Source organism: Paraburkholderia sp. RL17-337-BIB-A (genome assembly GCF_046025895.1).
Taxonomy (GTDB): domain Bacteria; phylum Pseudomonadota; class Gammaproteobacteria; order Burkholderiales; family Burkholderiaceae; genus Paraburkholderia; species Paraburkholderia fungorum_C.
Genome location: NZ_JARESY010000001.1, coordinates 3811075 through 3828623, shown reverse-complemented (window position 1 = coordinate 3828623; position 17549 = coordinate 3811075). Strand labels below are relative to the sequence as shown.

Genomic DNA, 17549 nt, shown 5'->3' with positions numbered 1-17549 from the left:
CGGCAACGCGACTCGGTTGCCGCATCCTTTGATGGTAGCAGTCTGCGCCGCGCGCACTTGAACAAAATGCTCATAACGTTATCGGCAAACGCTTGTCGCAACCGGCTCCGAGGGCTTCCGCCGCTCGTTTTCAGGGTATACGTTAGTTTCACTATTCGTAATTAGTTTTACCATACGTAAATTGCAGCGCGGCTGCGATGGCGATCGCGTTGCCGTTTCCGTTTCCGTTTCCCTGGCGGGGAAAGGGTGCATGTCCCGATCGCCAACCGGGCGCGCGCCGTTATCTAGCAACTTACCAGGCAATCCACTCAGGATGAAGGGCACTCAATGAGCACCAAACCGGCCGCGGCCGCCACCAATGTGATCGAAGTCGAGCGCGTGCTCGGCGAGACGCATCACCCGGCATTCCAGTTGATGTTGCTCGCGCTATGCGGGCTATGCCTCGTGATCGACGGCTTCGACGCGCAAGCCATGGGCTACGTCGCGCCGAGCGTGATCGGTGAATGGCATGTCTCGAAGGCGGCGCTCGGCCCCGTGTTCAGCGCCAGTCTGTTCGGCATGCTGCTGGGTGCGTTGGGCTTGTCGGTGCTGGCTGACCGTGTCGGCCGGCGTCCGGTCCTGATCGGCACGACGCTTTTCTTCGCCCTGTCGATGTTAGCCACGCCCTTCGTCACGACGATCCCTGCATTGATCGCGCTGCGCTTCATTACCGGCCTCGGGCTTGGTTGCATCATGCCGAACGCAATGGCGCTGGTCGGCGAATTCTCAACGCCCGCGCATCGCGTCAAGCGCATGATGCTGGTGTCGTGCGGCTTCACGCTGGGCGCGGCTTTAGGTGGTTTCATCAGCGCGGCGATGATTCCTGCGTACGGCTGGCGCGCGGTGTTCTGGGTGGGCGGCGCGGTGCCCTTGCTGCTCGCGTTCGCGATGCTGGCGGCATTGCCGGAGTCGCTGCAATTCCTCGTTCTCAAGGGGCGCAGCGATCGCGCGTTGCGTTGGCTCGCCAAGTTCAATCCGGCGCTGCCGATCAATGCGGCCACACGTGTTGTCGTGCGTGAGAAGGGCAATGGCGGTGCGCCGGTCGCCGAACTGTTCCGTGCGGGCCGTGGCCCGGTCACGCTGATTCTGTGGGCGATCAGCTTCATGAACCTGATCGATCTTTACTTCCTGTCGAACTGGCTGCCCACTGTCATGCGCGACGCGGGCTACTCGCCGGGCACGGCGGTGATCGTCGGCACGGTGTTGCAGACGGGCGGGGTGATCGGTACCTTGCTGCTCGGCTGGTTCATCGAGCGCTTTGGTTTTGTGCGCGTGCTGTTCGTGTGCTTCGCGGGCGCGGCGCTGGCGGTCGGTACCATCGGCACGGTGGCACATGCGCTGCCGTGGCTCCTGATCGTCGTATTCGCGGGCGGCTTCTGCGTGGTCGGCGGACAGCCGGCGGTCAACGCGCTGGCCGGCCATTTTTATCCGACCACGCTGCGCTCGACCGGCATCGGCTGGAGCCTGGGTATCGGGCGCATCGGTTCGGTGATCGGACCGCTGGTTGGCGGACAATTGATCGCGCTGAACTGGTCGAACGAATCGCTGTTTCATGCGGCCGCGGTGCCGGTGCTGTGCTCCGCGCTGCTGGTAATCGCGCTGGCCGCGGCGACCCGGCAACGCGAACGGCCATCCGAGCCGCAGACAGCCTGAGGCAGAAAGCTCACGTCGACGGATTCAAGTATCAACGGAGAACTTTGTATGGATACCCCAACCCGCACGCCGAATACCGCCAGCTCGCGGCTCGAGATCGAGCCGGGCTATCAGTCGGGATTCGCGAACGAATTCGCCACGGAGGCCTTGCCGGGCGCGCTGCCCGAAGGCCGCAATTCGCCGCAGCGCGCGGCTTATGGCTTGTACGCCGAGCAGTTGTCGGGCACCGCATTCACTGCGCCGCGCGCCCATAACCGCCGTTCGTGGCTGTACCGGATTCGCCCGGCGGCAGTTCACAAGCCGTTCACGCAGTTGCCCTCGGACCGGCTCGTCGCCAACTTTGCCGAGGTGCCGCCGACGCCGCCCAACCAGCTGCGCTGGGACGCCTTGCCGATGCCCACCGAGCCGACCGATTTCGTCGACGGCTGGGTAACGATGGCGGGCAATGGTGCGGCGGAAGCGATGAGTGGCTGCGCGATTCATCTGTACGCAGCGAACCGCTCGATGCAGGATCGTTTCTTCTATAACGCCGACGGTGAATTGCTGATCGTGCCGCAGGAAGGCCGCCTGCATATCGCCACCGAAATGGGTCGGCTTGACCTCGGACCGTTCGAGATCGCGGTGATTCCGCGCGGCGTACGCTTCGCGGTGAGCCTGCCGGACGGCAACGCGCGCGGCTACATCTGCGAGAACTTCGGCGCGTTGCTGCGTCTGCCGGACCTCGGCCCGATCGGCTCGAACGGCCTCGCCAATCCGCGCGACTTCCTCACGCCGCATGCCGCCTATGAAGACCGCGAAGGCGACTTCGAACTCGTCGCCAAGATGAACGGCAATCTGTGGCGCGCGGACATCGGCCATTCGCCGCTCGACGTGGTGGCATGGCACGGTAACTACGCGCCATACAAATACGATCTGCGCCGCTTCAACACGATTGGCTCGATCAGCTTCGACCATCCGGACCCGTCGATTTTCCTGGTGCTGCAATCGCAAAGCGATACGCCGGGCGTCGATACGATCGACTTCGTGATTTTCCCACCGCGCTGGCTTGCCGCCGAAGATACGTTTCGTCCGCCCTGGTTCCATCGCAACGTCGCGAGCGAATTCATGGGGCTCGTGCATGGTGTGTACGACGCGAAGGCCGAGGGCTTCGTGCCGGGCGGCGCGAGTCTGCATAACTGCATGTCGGGTCATGGGCCGGACGCGGACACCTTCGAGAAGGCGTCGCATAGCGATACGTCGACGCCGAAGAAAGTCGGCGACACGATGGCCTTCATGTTCGAAACGCGCACGCTGATCAAGCCGACCCGTTTCGCGCTCGAAACCGCGCAATTGCAGGCGCATTACTACGAGTGCTGGCAAGGTCTCAAGAAACATTTCAACCCGGAGCAACGATGAGCGCATTGAGCGATCTTCAGGCGACGCTCGATCCGTCGCGCAAGAGCTGGGTCGAGTCGGCGAACGATTCGACTAACGATTTTTCGATCCAGAACCTGCCGTTTGGCATTTTCAGCAACCACGCCAACCCCACGAACCGCGTGGGCGTCGCGATTGGCGACGAGATCGTCGACTTGCATGTTCTCAAGACCGCCGGCTTGCTCAAGTTCCCGATCACACCGGCCGGGCAATTCGACGCGAGGCATGACCGGGTGTTTGAGCAGTGCACGCTCAACCCTTTCATTTCCCTCGGCCGCGATGCATGGCGCAGCGTGCGCATCCAGCTGAGCAACTTGCTGGCGCGCGACACCGCGACCTTGCGCGACGACGCCGCCTTGCGTTCGAAGGCACTGGTGCGTCAGTCCGACGCGCAACTGCATCTGCCTGTGCAGATTCCGGGCTACACCGATTTCTATTCGTCGAAGGAGCACGCGACGAATGTCGGCTCGATGTTCCGCGATCCGAAGAATGCGCTGTTGCCGAACTGGTCGGAGATGCCGATCGGTTACAACGGACGCGCGTCGTCGGTGGTGGTGAGCGGGACGCCGGTGCGCCGTCCCAACGGGCAGTTGAAACTGCCGGATCAGGAGCGTCCGGTGTTCGGCGCATGTCGCAAGCTGGATATCGAACTGGAGACAGGCTTTGTGATCGGTGCCGGCAATGTACTCGGCGAGCCGATTGCCTGTGCCGATGCCGAAGCGCATATCTTCGGCATGGTGTTGCTGAACGACTGGAGCGCGCGCGATATCCAGCAATGGGAATACGTGCCACTCGGCCCGTTCAACGCGAAGACATTTGCGACGACGATCTCGCCGTGGATCGTGACGCTCGACGCACTCGAACCATTTCGCGTCGAGCAGCCGACGCAGGAACCGCAGCCGCTGCCGTACCTGCGCCACGACGGCAAGCATGCGTTCGACATCTCGCTGGAAGTGACGCTGCGGCCGCGGGCGGCGAAGCAGGCAACCACGATCTCGCGGACCAACTTCAAGCACATGTACTGGACAATGGCGCAACAACTCGCGCATCACACGGTATCGGGCTGCAATACGCGGGTTGGCGATCTGATGGGTTCGGGCACGATCAGCGGCTCGACGGCAGACTCGTGCGGCAGTCTGCTGGAGTCGACATGGAACGGCAAGAACCCGCTGGAATTGAAGGAAGGCGGCACCCGGGCGTTCATCGAGGACGGCGACGAACTGACGTTGGCCGGCTGGTGTCAGGGTGATGGCTACCGCGTGGGATTCGGTACCTGTGTAGGGGCGATCCTGCCGGCCCACGGTTAAAGCGAAGAGGGTGGATGAAAGGCCGGCGGAATGCCGGCTCAGACTGCTGACCAACCCCACGTTTTTCGAAGCGTGGGGTTTTGTTTTTCAGGCGAGGCGAATTGCTGCGAGGCATGGTTTTTTATTGCGCGCGGTGCTCGGCGCGCCGCCAGTGAAGCAAATAGATGGAGAAGCTCGCAGAACAGCCCCCGCAACGGCATCGATCTTCGTTCGAACACAAGCGCGGCCGTATTGATCGGTAACATCGTGGAAGGCTTCAATGGGCCGGATGCATGCGGCATCGCGGCGGAGGGCCGAGTTGGCGGCGTCATCTAGGGCAACTTCTTGCGAGACTGCAAGACCGACATCGATCTATACCAGTGCAAATCCATGTCCGTGACGGCGAACAGTTCAACGGGTTGTTCGCGTCATTACGCCGTGGAAAGCAGCGAGCGCATCATTGTGGAGAACAACGCGAATTGCTAACGCAAGACAGCCGTTGCCGCGAAGAGTTTTCGACGCGACAACGCGCGATGCGGGCGCTCTTCTATAACCAGCGGAACCTATCAATAGAAGCGCCGAGTCAGTTATCGTCTCGTGGCGCTCTTGATCGCGCAACGCATAGCGCGCACACAAAGACGCCGATCGCCACGCCGACCAATAGACATGCGGCATGCGTAAAAAAACTGACCATCCCCTACTCCCTTAGCGGCAACAGCCATTTTTTTTACGCGTAAAACGACGCGATGGTGTGTCCGGAGTGCTGCACGGCACGAGGCCTCAATATACCGGGGAAATATTTATTGCGACATATCGGTTTGCATCGGCGCACGCCGTTTCTCCCACCAAACGGCGGCGAGAAATGCGAGCGCCGCTGCCATTAGCACAGCGACCATCGCATCGTTGCCGACAGCTTTCATCAGCGCACCCGCCACCAGCGGGCCGCCGAAACTCGCAGCGCTCCACGATGCGCCCACCAGCGAGCTGGCGGACACCAGCGCGATGCCGCGAAAGCGCTCGCCGCAAGCAACCAGCGACAAAGTGTAGATCGCGCCGGCCGCGGCACCGAGTACAAAGAGTAGAGGCCAGCACAGCCACGGCGAAGTGATCGCCCAAGGCAGCAACGGCAGCAGCAGCGCGACGATCACACCGCAGCCAACATGCACACGTTCACGCCCGAGCCGATCCGCGAGCCAGCCAATCGGAAATTGCATTGTCGTGTCACCGAGCAGGAGGGCCGACGCGAACAGCACGGCCAGCTCGCTCGTCATTCCGTGCGCCATCGCGAAGAGCGGCAGCAGCGACAGCGCGATGGTGTCGAACAACGCGAAGAAGCCGGTGCCGATGACTAGCGCCGGCATCTGCGGCAGCACATGACGCCAGCTGCCATGCGCCGCGTGTTCATCCTCCGACGCTTGCGGCGTCTTGCGGATGCTCGCGAGCGCCGGCAAGGCTAACAGGAAGATCGCGCCGCAAATCAGGAAGCGCCAGTGCGTGTAGTCGGTGATCTGGCTCACCAGCACCGGGCCCGACATCTGGAACAGCGTGAAGTTGGTTGCGTAAATCGCGACGACGCGGCCGCGCGTGGCGTCGTCGGCGAGCTGGTTGACCCATGCTTCGCCGATTGTGAAGAGCAGCATCAGCGCCGCGCCGCAGAGTATGCGCAACATTGCCCATAGCCACAGGCTCGAGGTGAGTTGCATTGACGCGGTGGCAAGCGCAACCACCAGCACTGCGCTGACAATCACCTGGCGGCCGCCAAAGCGCGCCGCGATCCAGCCGGCGATCGGCACGACGATCAGGCCGCCGCCTGCTTGCGCGGCGGTCAGCAGGCCGACCACATCGGTGCCATAGCCGGCTTGCGTCAGCGCGAGGGCGGTGAGGGGAAGCGTGGCGCCGCTGCCAAGTCCGACGACGGCGACGCTCAGGATCAGCGCAAGGAAATCGCGGGTGAAGATGACTTTCATCGGCCGAGATGCTACTACGGCCGCGGGTCATTCGTACTTACCCCGCCACCGCCATCCGTTGCGCGCGCCGGTCGATCGACACCGACCACAACGTCAGCAGCAGCGCGCCGATCGAAGTCGCCACGCCGACCCACGGCAGCATGGTAAGCGGTGCGCCCGCGCCGATCGCCATGCCGCCGAGCCAGGCACCCGTTGCATTGCCGAGATTGAACGCGCCTTGATTCAAGGTCGATGCCAGATTCGGCGCATGGCTCGCGCGGTCGACGATCAGCATTTGCAGCGGCGGCACGATCGCGAAGGCCAGAATGCCCCACACGAAGATCGTGATCATGGCCGGGATTTCAGCGTGCATCGTGCCGGCGAAAATCGTCAGGATCACGACGATAGCCAGCAGAAACGCAACCAGCGAGGGCATCAGCCGCCAGTCCGCGAGCTTGCCGCCGAGCGTGCTGCCCACCGTCAAGCCGAGGCCGAACAGCAACAGCACGAACGTGACGGCATGCGGCGTGAAACCGCTGACGTCTTCGAGAATCGGCGTGATGTACGTGAAGGTGGAAAACAGGCTGGCCGACGCCAGCACGCTGATGCCAAGCACCATCAGCACTTGCGGGTTTTTCAGCACGCTGAATTCGCGGACGAGGCTCGCTTTCTGCATCTCGATCTTCGCCGGCAGGCATACCGCGAGCGCGCCCGCCGCGAGAATGCCGATGCCGGTGACCGCCCAGAAGGTGGCGCGCCAGCCCACCGCCTGGCCGAGCGCGGTACCGAGCGGCACGCCAAGCACGTTGGCGAGCGTCAAGCCGGTGAACATCAACGCGATGGCTTGCGCGCGGCGATTCGGTGCGACGAGTCCTGCCGCGACCACCGAACCGATGCCGAAGAACGCGCCATGGCAAAACGCCGTGACGATGCGCGCGGCAATCAACACCGCGTAGCCCGGCGCGATCGCGCACAGCAGATTGCCGACGATAAAGACACCGATCAGGCTCATCAGCGCCTTCTTGCGCGGCATGTTGGCCACGGCGATCGCGACGATCGGCGCGCCGATGGTGACGCCGAGCGCATAAGCCGACACCAGCATGCCGGCCGCCGGAATAGACACGGACAGATCGCGCGCGACATCGGGCAGCAATCCCATGATCACGAATTCAGTGGTACCGATTCCAAAAGCGGCAACGGCAAGGGCGAGCAGGGGTAAAGGCATGATGACGGAGTGTGATCGGCGCGACGGGAAGCGTCGTGCGGCAGGCGCGCGTTTTCGGGGCGAGAACGCATGCGCGATGCGAGGGGAAAGCAGTAGGGGATTCTACCTAAGTCAAAACAGCCTTGCTGAGCGTCGCGGCGGATGTTGTTGTTTGAAAGCACATACGGAGGGCGCTTTTTGCCGTGCCGCCTTGCCGTTCCCTCTGCTCGCGGAACGGCGCTGTCTTACTGCGTGCTTTCGTCTGACTTGAGGGTGTTGCCATGACGGCCGGCGCCTTCGGCGAAACGTGCGGCGCCTGCAACGCCCTCGTCGAATACCGCCTGATAGCCGCCAGCGCCTTCACGCTGCAACGCCAGGGCGAGATCATCGAGCGTGCTGTTTTCCAACGCGGAGTGGCGGTCCGCCAGCAGCGCCGCCTGCGGCAAGGCTGCCAACTCGGCGGCCAGTCGTTCAGCCGCTGCGTGCTTCGCCCCTAGGCACGACACGGTTGGCGAGCCCGAAGGCGAGCGCTTCCTGCGCCGCTACCGCGCGACCAGTCAAAATCAGGTCGAGCGCGCGCGACAGCCCGATCAGACGCGGCAAGCGGATCGTGCCGCCATCGATCAGCGGAATCCCGACGCGCCGGCAGAACACACCGAGCACGACGTCTTCTTCGACAACGCGCAGATCGCACATCGCGGCCAGTTCGAGACCGCCCGCGACCGCATAGCCGGCAATCGCGGCGATCACCGGTTTGCTGAAACACATGCGCGTGGGTCCCATTGGACCGGGACCGCTGCCGTCGGCGTGCAGTTCATTGCGGCGGGTCTCGTCGGCGAGCGCGGTGAGGTCCGCGCCGGCGCAGAAGGTGCCGCCCGCGCCGAACAGCACCGCCGCGCGCCATGCCGGTTCCGCTTCGAAGCGGCGGAAGGCGGCGCTCAGCGCTTCCGCGGTAGGACGGTCGACGGCATTGCGCCGCGTGGGACGGTCGAGCACGATGGTGGCGACGCCAATGTCCGAGTTGGACTCGATACGCACATGGTCATTCAAATTTTGCGTGGCTATCATCGTTGTGTCCGTAAAGGTTCGCGTCCGGTCACTCGCGCCGGGTGCTCATGCAGTGCGATTAATACCATTGGTTGTCATGCATCTTTCACAATCGGCTCGTAGCGTAAGTGCACTTCTAACGTGCTGGCGTTTTTTAGCCCGCGTATCGAGCCTGCCTTTGCCCTTGACCAATTCATCATCCGCAGCCGCGCCGGCGTGTGCCGAGACGATCTGGACCGTGCCCCTGCACGAGCATCCATGGTACGACCATGTGCGCCTGAAACGCGTCTTCGTCACCGACGGCACGCGGCATCATGTCGTTCTGGTCGACGTGCGCAAGCTGCTGGAATGCGCGGATCGCGACAACACCGATTATGTGTTGAAGCCGGTCGCCGAATGGCATTCGGGCAAGGTGCGCGGTATCCGCGAATTTCTCGATCCAGACAATTCGCGCACTCCGCAGATGCCGTACGTGACGATCTCGACACGTCGCGCGCCGGGTCTGTTGGGCTGGTTCGGTTTCGAGCGCGAGGGCGTGGTGGCGTTTCGCAACGGGCAGCATCGCGCGCGTTATCTGGCCGACGCGGGGGCGCGCTGGTTTCCGGTGGAAGTACACGAACGCGAGGCGGCCTTGCTGCGTGCGATGTGCGGCGCAGCGGACGACGCCCGCACGGCGATCCGCCCGACCACGGTAGACGGCGCGGCGGATGCGGTGGCCGGCGACAGCCCGCCCGGCTAGCCGCGCGCGTGCACCACATTGCGCGGCGTGCCGGCCTGCCATGCCGCGACGTTATCGAGCGTGGTCTGCGCGATCTCGTTCATCGCCTCGCGCGTGAAGAATGCCTGATGCGCCGTGACGATTACGTTCGGGAACATCAACAGGCGTGCGAGCACGTCGTCCTGGAGCGGCAAATTCGAGTGGTCCTCGAAAAACAGGCCGCCTTCTTCCTCATACACGTCGAGCCCGAGATGGCCGAGCTGGCCGTCCTTCAACGCCCCGATCAGCGCATTGCTTTCGACAAGGCCGCCGCGGCCGGTGTTGATCAGCATTGCGCCACGCTTCATCTTCGCGAGCGCGGGCCCGTCGATCAGATGGTACGTGCCAGGCACTAACGGACAATGCAGGCTGACAACATCGCTTTCAGCCAGTAGCGTATCGAGCGGCACATAGCGCGCGCCGAGCGCGAGCAGGTCGTCGGCCGGCGTGCCGGGATCATGGGCGAGCACCTGCATGCCGAAGCCCGCCATGATGCGGCCGAACACGCGGCCGATCATACCGGTGCCGACCACGCCCGCCGTCTTGCCGTGGAGGTCGAAGCCGAGCAGCCCATGCAGCGAAAAATCGCCTTCACGTGTGCGCGCGGCCGCGCGCGGCAAGCGCCGGTTCAGCGCCAGAATCAGACCGACCGCATGTTCGGCGACCGCGTGCGGCGAGTAGGCCGGCACCCGTGCAACGGACACGCCGAGACGTTCGGCTGCGGCGAGGTCGACGTGATTGAAGCCCGCCGAACGCAGCGCGATCATGCGCGTGCCGCCTGCGTGGAGACGCTCCAGAACGGCGGCATCGACGTTGTCGTTGACGAATGGGCAGACCACTTCATAGCCTTGCGCGAGGATCGCGGTTTCGCCATCGAGGTGCGATTCCTGGAAGTGCAGTTCAAAGCAATGGTTGCCGTTGGCCTCGGCGAACGTGTCGCGATCGTACTGACGGCTGCTGAACAGGACCATGCGCATGAGTGGCTCCGGAAGGAAGCATGCCGGCGCGGCAATTTCGATTCATTCGCGGCGCCGCATGGAGGCAGGTCAGTATATCGGCCCTTTTATGCGAATGACCACCGTTTGCGATGCGCAGTTCGAAAATGATTCCGACCTTTACTAAAGATCATGTTTTGCGAAGCAAAAAGGGTCGTAATTGAAAATAATATTGACAGGCATGGCGAACTACAATAATTATTAAAAAAGACGTCTCAAAAAAGCACCTTCGTGCGGTAGAAGAATGAACCATCAGCAAAGTATGTGGTTTTCAGAACGTCGGGCAAACCTCGCGAGGAACAGCGTGACTGTTGAGCTTGCTAAAAAGCATTTCTCTGTTGTCGCTGCAGTGCGGCATATCCTATTTGACGCCGGAAGCGTCATGCCAATGCCATAAAGTTTCCATTCAATGGAATCTGCTTATGCCGGGTGAGTAATATCTGAGTCGTCGCGACCCGGATTGAATTCATTTTCAAATTCCAGAGAGATTTGTTCAGCTTTCTGCTAATAAACCGCAAATCGGCGAGCCAACATGATCGGTGAATTGCTGAAATCTCAACCGGAGATCGCGCTGTTCGCAAGCCTTGCAATCGGATATTTCATTGGTCGTTTCGCGTGGGGCCAATTCAACTCGGCGGCGTCTGCGGGACGTTGATCGTGGCCTTGCTATTGGGTCAGACGGGCGCGCGGCTCGCCCCCGATCTGAAGAACATCGCCTTTGCGCTGTTCATTTTTGCGCTGGGCTTTACCGGCGGACCGCAGTTCTTTGCCAACATTGGCCGGGGCTGGCGTTATGGCTTGCTGTCGGTGGTCGAGATCGTCTCGGTGCTGGTGCTGATCATGATCGCGGTCTTCGCGATGCGGCTCGACGCCGGCACGGCGGCCGGCTTGCTGGCCGGCGCCGCGACGGAGTCGGCTGTGATCGGCACGGCTTCGGAGGCCATTGCTAAGCTCGGTTTCAGCGACGCGGAGACAGTGCGTCTGCAGGCCAACATCGTGACCGCGTACAGCGTGAGCTATCTGTTCGGCCTGATCACCATCGTCCTGTTCACGAGCCAGTTCGCGCCGCTGCTGCTGCGCATCAATTTGCGCGAAGAAGCTGAGCGCGTGTGGCACAAGCTCGGCGGTGACAGTGCATTCGGCGAAGGTCAGCGCGCCGCGGCGCCGGCGCTCGTGGGCCGCGCATTCCGGGTCGGCATGGCGGCCGGCTCGACGATCTTTACGCTCGAACAGCAGCACGGTTTTAATCTGACGATTGAGCGGCTTCGGCGCAACGGAGCCGACGTGCCGGTCGAGCCGCACCTGGTGTTGAGCGCCGGCGACCTGATTCTCGTGGCCGGGCGGCGCGAAGCGATCGTAGCCGCGGCTGCCAGCCTCGGCGAAGAAGTGGCGGACGCCGGCTTCGGCCAGCTCGTGGCGGAGAAGCTCGACGTCGTGCTGACGCGCAGCGAGGCGCACGGTCTGACGGTCGCGCAGCTACGCGAACGGGCCAAGCCGGAAGAAGGGCGCGGCGTTTATATCGCGGCCGTCACGCGGCTCGAAACCACGGTGCCCGCGCTGCCCGGCACCGAACTCAATCGCGGCGACGTGCTGACGCTGGTGGGCGCGAAGGCCGACGTCACGCGCGGCGCGCGGCATCTGGGCTACGTACTTGCCGCGACCCAGAAAACCGACTTCGTTTATCTCGGCCTGGGCGTGCTGGTCGGCATGGCGATTGGCCATCTCGGCGGACGCATCGGTGGTGTGTCGATCGCGCTCGGCACGGGCGGCGGATGTCTGCTGTCGGGGCTGCTGTTCGGCTGGATCCGTTCGCGCTATCCATTAGTCGGTTCGTTGCCTTCGGCCGCCGCGCAAATTCTCAAGGACTTCGGCCTTGCCACCTTCATTGCCGCCGTCGGGCTGTCGGCGGGACCCGATGCCATCAAGCTGGTGCGCGAATACGGTTTGGCGCTGCCCGTCGCCGGCATTCTGATGGTGCTCGTGCCCGGCTTGCTGTCGCTCTGGATCGGCCGCGTGTTTCTCAAGCTCGAGGCGCCCATGCTGCTCGGCGCCATTGCCGGTCAGCAATGCAGCACGCCGGCGGTCAGCGCGCTGGTCGGCGTGACCGGCAACTCGACGCCCGTGATCGGCTACACGATCACCTATGCACTCTCGAACATTCTGTTGCCGTTGATGGGGCCGGTTGTCGTCGGTCTCGCCGGGAAATTCGGCTAGGCGGCCAGATGGGCTGCGCGCGGTGCACCACGCCGCGCGCAGCCGACACGGCACGCGGACATCGACACGAAATCCGCGTGGACATGCAGCATCCAGTACTCAGTATCTCAAACTATCCAGCGAGGGCACGATGGACTGGCTACATCACATTCTTCAGAAATCACCGGAGATCGCGCTGTTTTTGTCGTTAGCAGCCGGTTACTTCATCGGGCAGATCAACTTCGGTAAGTTCCAGTTGGGCGGCGTAGGCGGTTCATTGCTGGCCGCGGTCGTGATCAGTCAAGCGGGCGTGACGATCGACAACGGCGTGAAATCGGTGATGTTCGCCGTGTTCATTTACGCGGTCGGCTATGACTCCGGGCCGGGCTTCTTCAACTCGTTGAACCGCAAGACGCTGCGCGAGATCGCCATGGCGATCTTTCTCGCGGTCACCGCGCTGATTACCGTGGTGGTATGCGCGAAGCTATTCCATCTGAACAAAGGTCTCGCAGCCGGACTCGCGGGCGGTGCGCTGACGCAGTCGGCGATCATCGGCACGGCCGGCGACGCCATCGCGCGTCTCGGTTTGCCCGCCGATCAGGTCAAGTCGCTGCAATCCGACGTGGCGATCGCCTATGCGGTGACCTATGTGTTCGGCTCGCTCGGCGCGATCATCGTCTGCGTGAATATCCTGCCGAAGTTCATGGGGCAAAGCTTGCGAGATGCGTCGATCGAAGCGGAGCGCGAATTGTCCGCCGGTTCGCCCTCGCTCGGGGCCGGGCAAATTCGTGCGTTGCCCGAACTGGTGGGACGTGCGTACAAGATCGATGTCAGCGCCGGGAAAACGGTCAAGGCAGTCGAGACCCAGCATCAGGACCTGTTGACGATCGAGCGGATCAAGCGCGACGGTAAGGCCCTCGAGCCGACGCCCGATCTGGCGTTGCAACTCAACGACGAAGTGCTGGTGGTGGGCCGCCGTGAAGCGGTGGTCGCATTCGGCGCGAACGGCAACGAGATCGCCAACGTCGAGGACATTGGCGTCGTGATGCAGACCCGCGACGGCGTGTTCACACGCAAAGGCATGAATCACACGACGATCGCCGCCGCACGCGAAGTCGTGGATCGCGACCTGCGCCACGGCGTCTATATCCAGAGCGCCTCGCGTGCCGGCCAGCCGCTGCCGATCCTGCCCGAGACCAAGCTCGAACACGGCGACGTCATCACCTTCTACGGTTCGCCGAAAGACACCAAGCGCGCCGTCGATGCAGCCGGCTACGAGCTGCCGTACAGCAACAAGACCGACTTCATTTATATGGGCGTCGGCATCGTGCTGGGTCTGCTGATCGGCCTGATCGTCGTCGACGTGGGCGGCGTTCCGCTCACGCTCGGTTCCGGCGGTGGCTGTCTGCTGGCCGGCCTGCTGTTCGGCTGGATGCGCGGCAAGCATCCGATGTACGGCGCGATGCCGTCCGCGGCTTCGCAGTTGCTGAAGGACTTCGGTCTGGCGGCGTTCGTCGCGGTGGTGGGTTTGAATTCGGGCTTGCAAGCCGTGGTGACCGTCAAGCAGAGCGGCATGACGATCTTCCTGCTCGGGGCGGTCGTCACCGTGGTGCCGCTGGTGCTGACCATGCTGTTCGGCCGTTACGTGCTGCGCTACAACAACGCGGCCATCCTGGCCGGCGCGCTGACCGGTTCACGCAGTGCCAATCCTGCATTTGGCGGCGTGCTGGACAAAGCCGAAAGCGCCGTGCCGACTGTTCCATTTGCGATTACCTATGCGATTGCAAACGTCGCGTTGACGCTGCTCGGGCCGCTCGTAGTCGGACTGGTGTAGCCCGGTTTAGCCTGGTTTAGGACACGCATCTATCGATCTCTCTTACGCCGGCGGCAACTAAACGATCATTCGCGACGCCGGCGTCATTCACTTGCACATTGGAGAACGCATCATGGCAAAAGAGAAAAGCGGCAAGAAACAAGGCGACATGGCTCAAGCCGGCTTTGCAGCGCTTAGCCCGTTCGAACTCAAGGACGAACTGATCAAGGCCGCCGGCGGCGGCGCAGTAGAGCGTGCCGCCAATGCATCGATGCTCAACGCCGGCCGCGGCAACCCGAACTTCCTCGCAACGATTCCGCGCCACGGCTTCTGGCAGCTTGGTCTCTTTGCAATGCGCGAGTCGGAGCGTTCGTTTGCGTTCATGCCCGAGGGTGTCGGCGGTTTCCCGCGCCGTGACGGGCTCACGGAGCGCTTCGATCTGTTCCTGCGCGAAAACAAGGGCGTGCCCGGCATCGACTTTCTGCGCGGCGCGATCTCGTATGTGCGCGATCAGCTCGGATTGTCCGCGGGCGACTTCCTCTATGAAATGTGCGAGGGCATTCTCGCCTCGAACTATCCGGTGCCGGACCGGATGCTCAAGTTGTCCGAACTGATTGTCGGGCAATATCTGCGTAAGGAGATGATCGGCAACCATCCGTTCGTCGGCGAATTCGACGTGTTCGCCGTGGAAGGCGGCACGGCGGCGATGACGTATATCTTCAACACGATGCGCGAGAATCACCTGATCAAGCCGGGTGACACGATTGCGCTCGGCTTGCCGATCTTCACGCCGTACATTGAAATTCCGCGTCTCAACGACTATCAGCTGAACGTGGTCAACCTCGAAGCCACGGTTGAAAGCGGCTGGCAGTATTCGAAGAAGGAACTCGACAAGCTGCGCGATCCGAAGGTGAAGGCGTTCTTCCTCGTGAATCCGAGCAACCCGCCTTCGGTGAAGATCAACGACGAGAGCCTTCAATACATCGCCGAGATCGTCAAGGAAAGGCCCGATCTGATTCTGTTGACCGACGACGTGTACGGCACCTTCGCCGACGATTTCGTCTCGCTGTTCGCGCTCGCGCCGAAGAACACGATCCTCGTGTACTCGTACTCGAAGTATTTCGGCGCGACCGGCTGGCGCCTCGGCACAATCGCGACGCATCGCGACAACGTGCTCGACAAGCTGATCGGCGAACTGCCGAAAGAACAGAAGAAACAGTTGCACGAGCGTTATGAATCGATCACGACCGAACCGGACAAGCTGAAGTTCATCGACCGCCTGGTCGCCGACAGCCGCACCGTCGCGTTGAATCACACGGCTGGTTTGTCGACGCCGCAGCAGGTGCAGATGGTGCTGTTCTCGTTGTTCTCGCTGATGGACACGCCTGACGCGTACAAGAACGCGTTGAAGCGCCTGATCCGCAAACGCAAGCAGGCGCTGTACGAGGAGGTCGGCATTACGTTCGAGGACGACGATCCGAACCAGGTCGACTACTACACGATTCTCGACATCGAGTTTCTCGGCGAGCGGATGTTCGGGCGCGAGTTCGTCGACTGGCTGCTGAAGAACACCGAGCCGTCCGAGTTGCTATTCCGCCTTGCGCGTGAAGCGCGTGTGGTGTTGCTGCCGGGACGTGGTTTCGGTACGCAGCATCCGTCGGGACGGGTGTCGCTGGCTAATCTGAACGAATCGGACTATCGGCAGATCGGCCGCGCAATGCGCAAGCTGATCGAGGAATATGTCGAGCGGTATAACGCGGCAACCGGCAAGAAGCTCGATAAGACCAAGGTGAAGTGACAAAATCCTTGCGCAATCGCGCAGATCGGTGAATGATCGGACGAACGGCCCCGCCAGTGTCATTGCTGGCGGGGCCGCTTGTTCCTTTGCGCCCTGACATTCACGTACAGATCATGCCGACTTCATCCACTCCCTCCGCTTCCGCTGTTTCCACGGCAGTGCCTTGTCCGGTTGTCGAATCGCTCGACGCCATTCTTCCCGAAGAACCGTTACTGATGATGGGCGCCGGCCCCGTGCCGATTCCCGCGGCGGTAGCCAAGGCCAATACGGTGGTGATTAATCACCTCGGCAGCACGATGGTGAAGGTGATCGGCCAGGTGAAGACCATGGCGCGCTACGTCTTCCAGACGAATTCGAAGTGGGTGCTGGGCGTGGCCGGTCCGGGTTCGGCCGCGATGGAAATGGCGATCTCCAATCTCGCGTGGGAAGGCACGCGGGTGCTGAGCATCAAGAACGGCTTTTTCAGCGAACGGATGGCGGAGATGGGCCGGCGCGTGGGTGCGCGGGTGAGCACGCTGGATGTCGAAGACGGTACGGTAGCGAGGCTCGAAAGCGTGGCTGAAGCGATCCGCCGCGAGCGGCCGGAGATCGTGACGATCGTGCAGGGCGAGACGTCCAACACCGTGTGGAACCATCAGTTGAAGGACATCGCGGCGCTCGCGAAAGCCGCTGGCGCGCTGGTCATCGTCGATGCGGTGTGTACGCTGAGTACGATGCCGCTGGAGATGGACGCGTGGGGTATCGATGCGGTGATTACGGGTGGGCAGAAGGGATTGTCTTCGATCCCGGGTGTCTCGCTAATCGCGTTTTCGGATGAGGCATGGGCGCGCGTGAAGGGGCGCACGGCGCCGAATGCGCATTGGTGCCTTGATGCGTCGCTGGCGGAAAATTTCTGGCATAACGCGGGCTATCACTACACGGCGCCGGTGTCGGGTGTGTTGGCCTTGCACGAGGCTTTACGGTTGGTTTGTGCCGAGACGCTGGAGAAGCGCTTTGCGCGCCATTTGAAGTGCTCGGTGGCGCTTCAGGCGGGGATTACTGCGTTAGGCTTGCAGCTCTATGCGCCGGCGCCTTGCCGTTTGAATTCGGTGGTCGGTATCGTCGTGCCGGAGCGGCTGAGTTCTGCCGATATCTGTGGGCATATCTCGCGGCATCATCAGGTGGAAATCTCGGGGTCGTTTGGTTTGCCGATCGTTCGGATTGGGCAGATGGGTGAGCAGTGCCGGGAGCACAACCTGTTTCGAACCTTGCATGCGCTTGGGCGGACGATGGTGGATCTGGGGGTTAAGGTTGAGTTGCCGGCTGGTGTGGCGGCGCTTGAGCGGGGGTTGTCGGAAGGGAGGTGAGGTTTTTGGCCTTTGGCGGAGGGTGTTTGTTTGCCTACGGCGTTGGCCTTTCCTTGATT

Annotated in this window: 10 protein-coding genes and 2 pseudogenes; 8 read left to right on the top strand and 4 right to left on the bottom strand. The window is 62.3% G+C overall.

All coding sequences use genetic code 11. The features are described 5' to 3' along the window. The first annotated feature begins 327 nt into the window (after positions 1 to 327). From P0D84_RS17130 to fahA, 3 genes are read left to right on the top strand one after another with little or no spacing between them, the layout of a single operon-like run. Entirely contained in the window at positions 328 to 1692 is a 1365-nt protein-coding gene (locus P0D84_RS17130; RefSeq protein ID WP_408338235.1) for an MFS transporter, read from the top strand. Positions 1693 to 1740: 48 nt separating this feature from the next. Beyond that, on the top strand, positions 1741 to 3087 hold the full coding sequence (hmgA, locus tag P0D84_RS17125; protein ID WP_408338233.1) for a homogentisate 1,2-dioxygenase: 1347 nt from the start codon (positions 1741 to 1743) through the stop codon (positions 3085 to 3087). After that, positions 3084 to 4412 carry a fumarylacetoacetase gene (gene fahA / locus P0D84_RS17120; RefSeq protein ID WP_408338231.1) on the top strand — a complete coding sequence of 443 codons (1329 nt, stop codon included), beginning with the start codon at positions 3084 to 3086 and terminating at the stop codon, positions 4410 to 4412. The genes hmgA and fahA overlap by 4 nt, the downstream gene beginning before the upstream one ends. Positions 4413 to 5191: 779 nt before the next feature. Here fahA and P0D84_RS17115 read toward each other — a convergent pair. From P0D84_RS17115 to P0D84_RS17105, 3 genes and pseudogenes are all read right to left on the bottom strand, one after another. Then, entirely contained in the window at positions 5192 to 6358 is a 1167-nt protein-coding gene (locus P0D84_RS17115) for an MFS transporter (protein ID WP_408338229.1), read from the bottom strand. A gap of 37 nt (positions 6359 to 6395) precedes the next feature. Continuing rightward, entirely contained in the window at positions 6396 to 7562 is a 1167-nt protein-coding gene (locus P0D84_RS17110; RefSeq protein WP_408338227.1) for an MFS transporter, read from the bottom strand. A 224-nt stretch (positions 7563 to 7786) separates the two neighbouring features. Beyond that, a pseudogene (locus P0D84_RS17105) lies at positions 7787 to 8609 on the bottom strand (crotonase/enoyl-CoA hydratase family protein). Positions 8610 to 8685: 76 nt separating this feature from the next. Here P0D84_RS17105 and P0D84_RS17100 point away from each other — a divergent pair. Then, positions 8686 to 9327, top strand: a complete 642-nt coding sequence (locus tag P0D84_RS17100; RefSeq protein ID WP_408338225.1) for a plasmid fertility inhibition factor family protein — start codon at positions 8686 to 8688, stop codon at positions 9325 to 9327. On the opposite strand, the gene P0D84_RS17095 is transcribed toward P0D84_RS17100, so the two are convergent. Next, positions 9324 to 10322: a 2-hydroxyacid dehydrogenase gene (locus P0D84_RS17095; protein ID WP_408338223.1), complete on the bottom strand. Its 999-nt coding sequence runs from the start codon at positions 10320 to 10322 to the stop codon at positions 9324 to 9326. The genes P0D84_RS17100 and P0D84_RS17095 overlap by 4 nt on opposite strands. Positions 10323 to 10872: 550 nt before the next feature. Here P0D84_RS17095 and aspT (P0D84_RS17090) point away from each other — a divergent pair. The 4 genes and pseudogenes from aspT (P0D84_RS17090) to P0D84_RS17075 all read left to right on the top strand — a co-directional run bounded on the left by aspT (P0D84_RS17090) (position 10873) and on the right by P0D84_RS17075 (position 17490). Beyond that, positions 10873 to 12554 (top strand): annotated as a pseudogene (gene aspT / locus P0D84_RS17090) (aspartate-alanine antiporter). Between the two features lie 130 nt (positions 12555 to 12684). Further along, positions 12685 to 14367: an aspartate-alanine antiporter gene (gene aspT, locus P0D84_RS17085; protein WP_408338221.1), complete on the top strand. Its 1683-nt coding sequence runs from the start codon at positions 12685 to 12687 to the stop codon at positions 14365 to 14367. Positions 14368 to 14479: 112 nt separating this feature from the next. Then, positions 14480 to 16144 carry a bifunctional aspartate transaminase/aspartate 4-decarboxylase gene (locus P0D84_RS17080; protein WP_408338219.1) on the top strand — a complete coding sequence of 555 codons (1665 nt, stop codon included), beginning with the start codon at positions 14480 to 14482 and terminating at the stop codon, positions 16142 to 16144. Positions 16145 to 16257: 113 nt separating this feature from the next. Next, positions 16258 to 17490, top strand: coding sequence for a pyridoxal-phosphate-dependent aminotransferase family protein (locus P0D84_RS17075; RefSeq protein WP_408338217.1), 1233 nt, complete (start codon positions 16258 to 16260; stop codon positions 17488 to 17490). Positions 17491 to 17549 lie beyond the last annotated feature (59 nt).

Coding starts and splice junctions, on each gene's coding strand:
- P0D84_RS17130 (WP_408338235.1), top strand. CDS start 328: ATGAGCACCAAACCGGCCGCGGCCGCCACCAATGTGATCGAAGTCGAG.
- hmgA (WP_408338233.1), top strand. CDS start 1,741: ATGGATACCCCAACCCGCACGCCGAATACCGCCAGCTCGCGGCTCGAG.
- fahA (WP_408338231.1), top strand. CDS start 3,084: ATGAGCGCATTGAGCGATCTTCAGGCGACGCTCGATCCGTCGCGCAAG.
- P0D84_RS17115 (WP_408338229.1), bottom strand. CDS start 6,358: ATGAAAGTCATCTTCACCCGCGATTTCCTTGCGCTGATCCTGAGCGTC.
- P0D84_RS17110 (WP_408338227.1), bottom strand. CDS start 7,562: ATGCCTTTACCCCTGCTCGCCCTTGCCGTTGCCGCTTTTGGAATCGGT.
- P0D84_RS17100 (WP_408338225.1), top strand. CDS start 8,686: ATGCATCTTTCACAATCGGCTCGTAGCGTAAGTGCACTTCTAACGTGC.
- P0D84_RS17095 (WP_408338223.1), bottom strand. CDS start 10,322: ATGCGCATGGTCCTGTTCAGCAGCCGTCAGTACGATCGCGACACGTTC.
- aspT (WP_408338221.1), top strand. CDS start 12,685: ATGGACTGGCTACATCACATTCTTCAGAAATCACCGGAGATCGCGCTG.
- P0D84_RS17080 (WP_408338219.1), top strand. CDS start 14,480: ATGGCAAAAGAGAAAAGCGGCAAGAAACAAGGCGACATGGCTCAAGCC.
- P0D84_RS17075 (WP_408338217.1), top strand. CDS start 16,258: ATGCCGACTTCATCCACTCCCTCCGCTTCCGCTGTTTCCACGGCAGTG.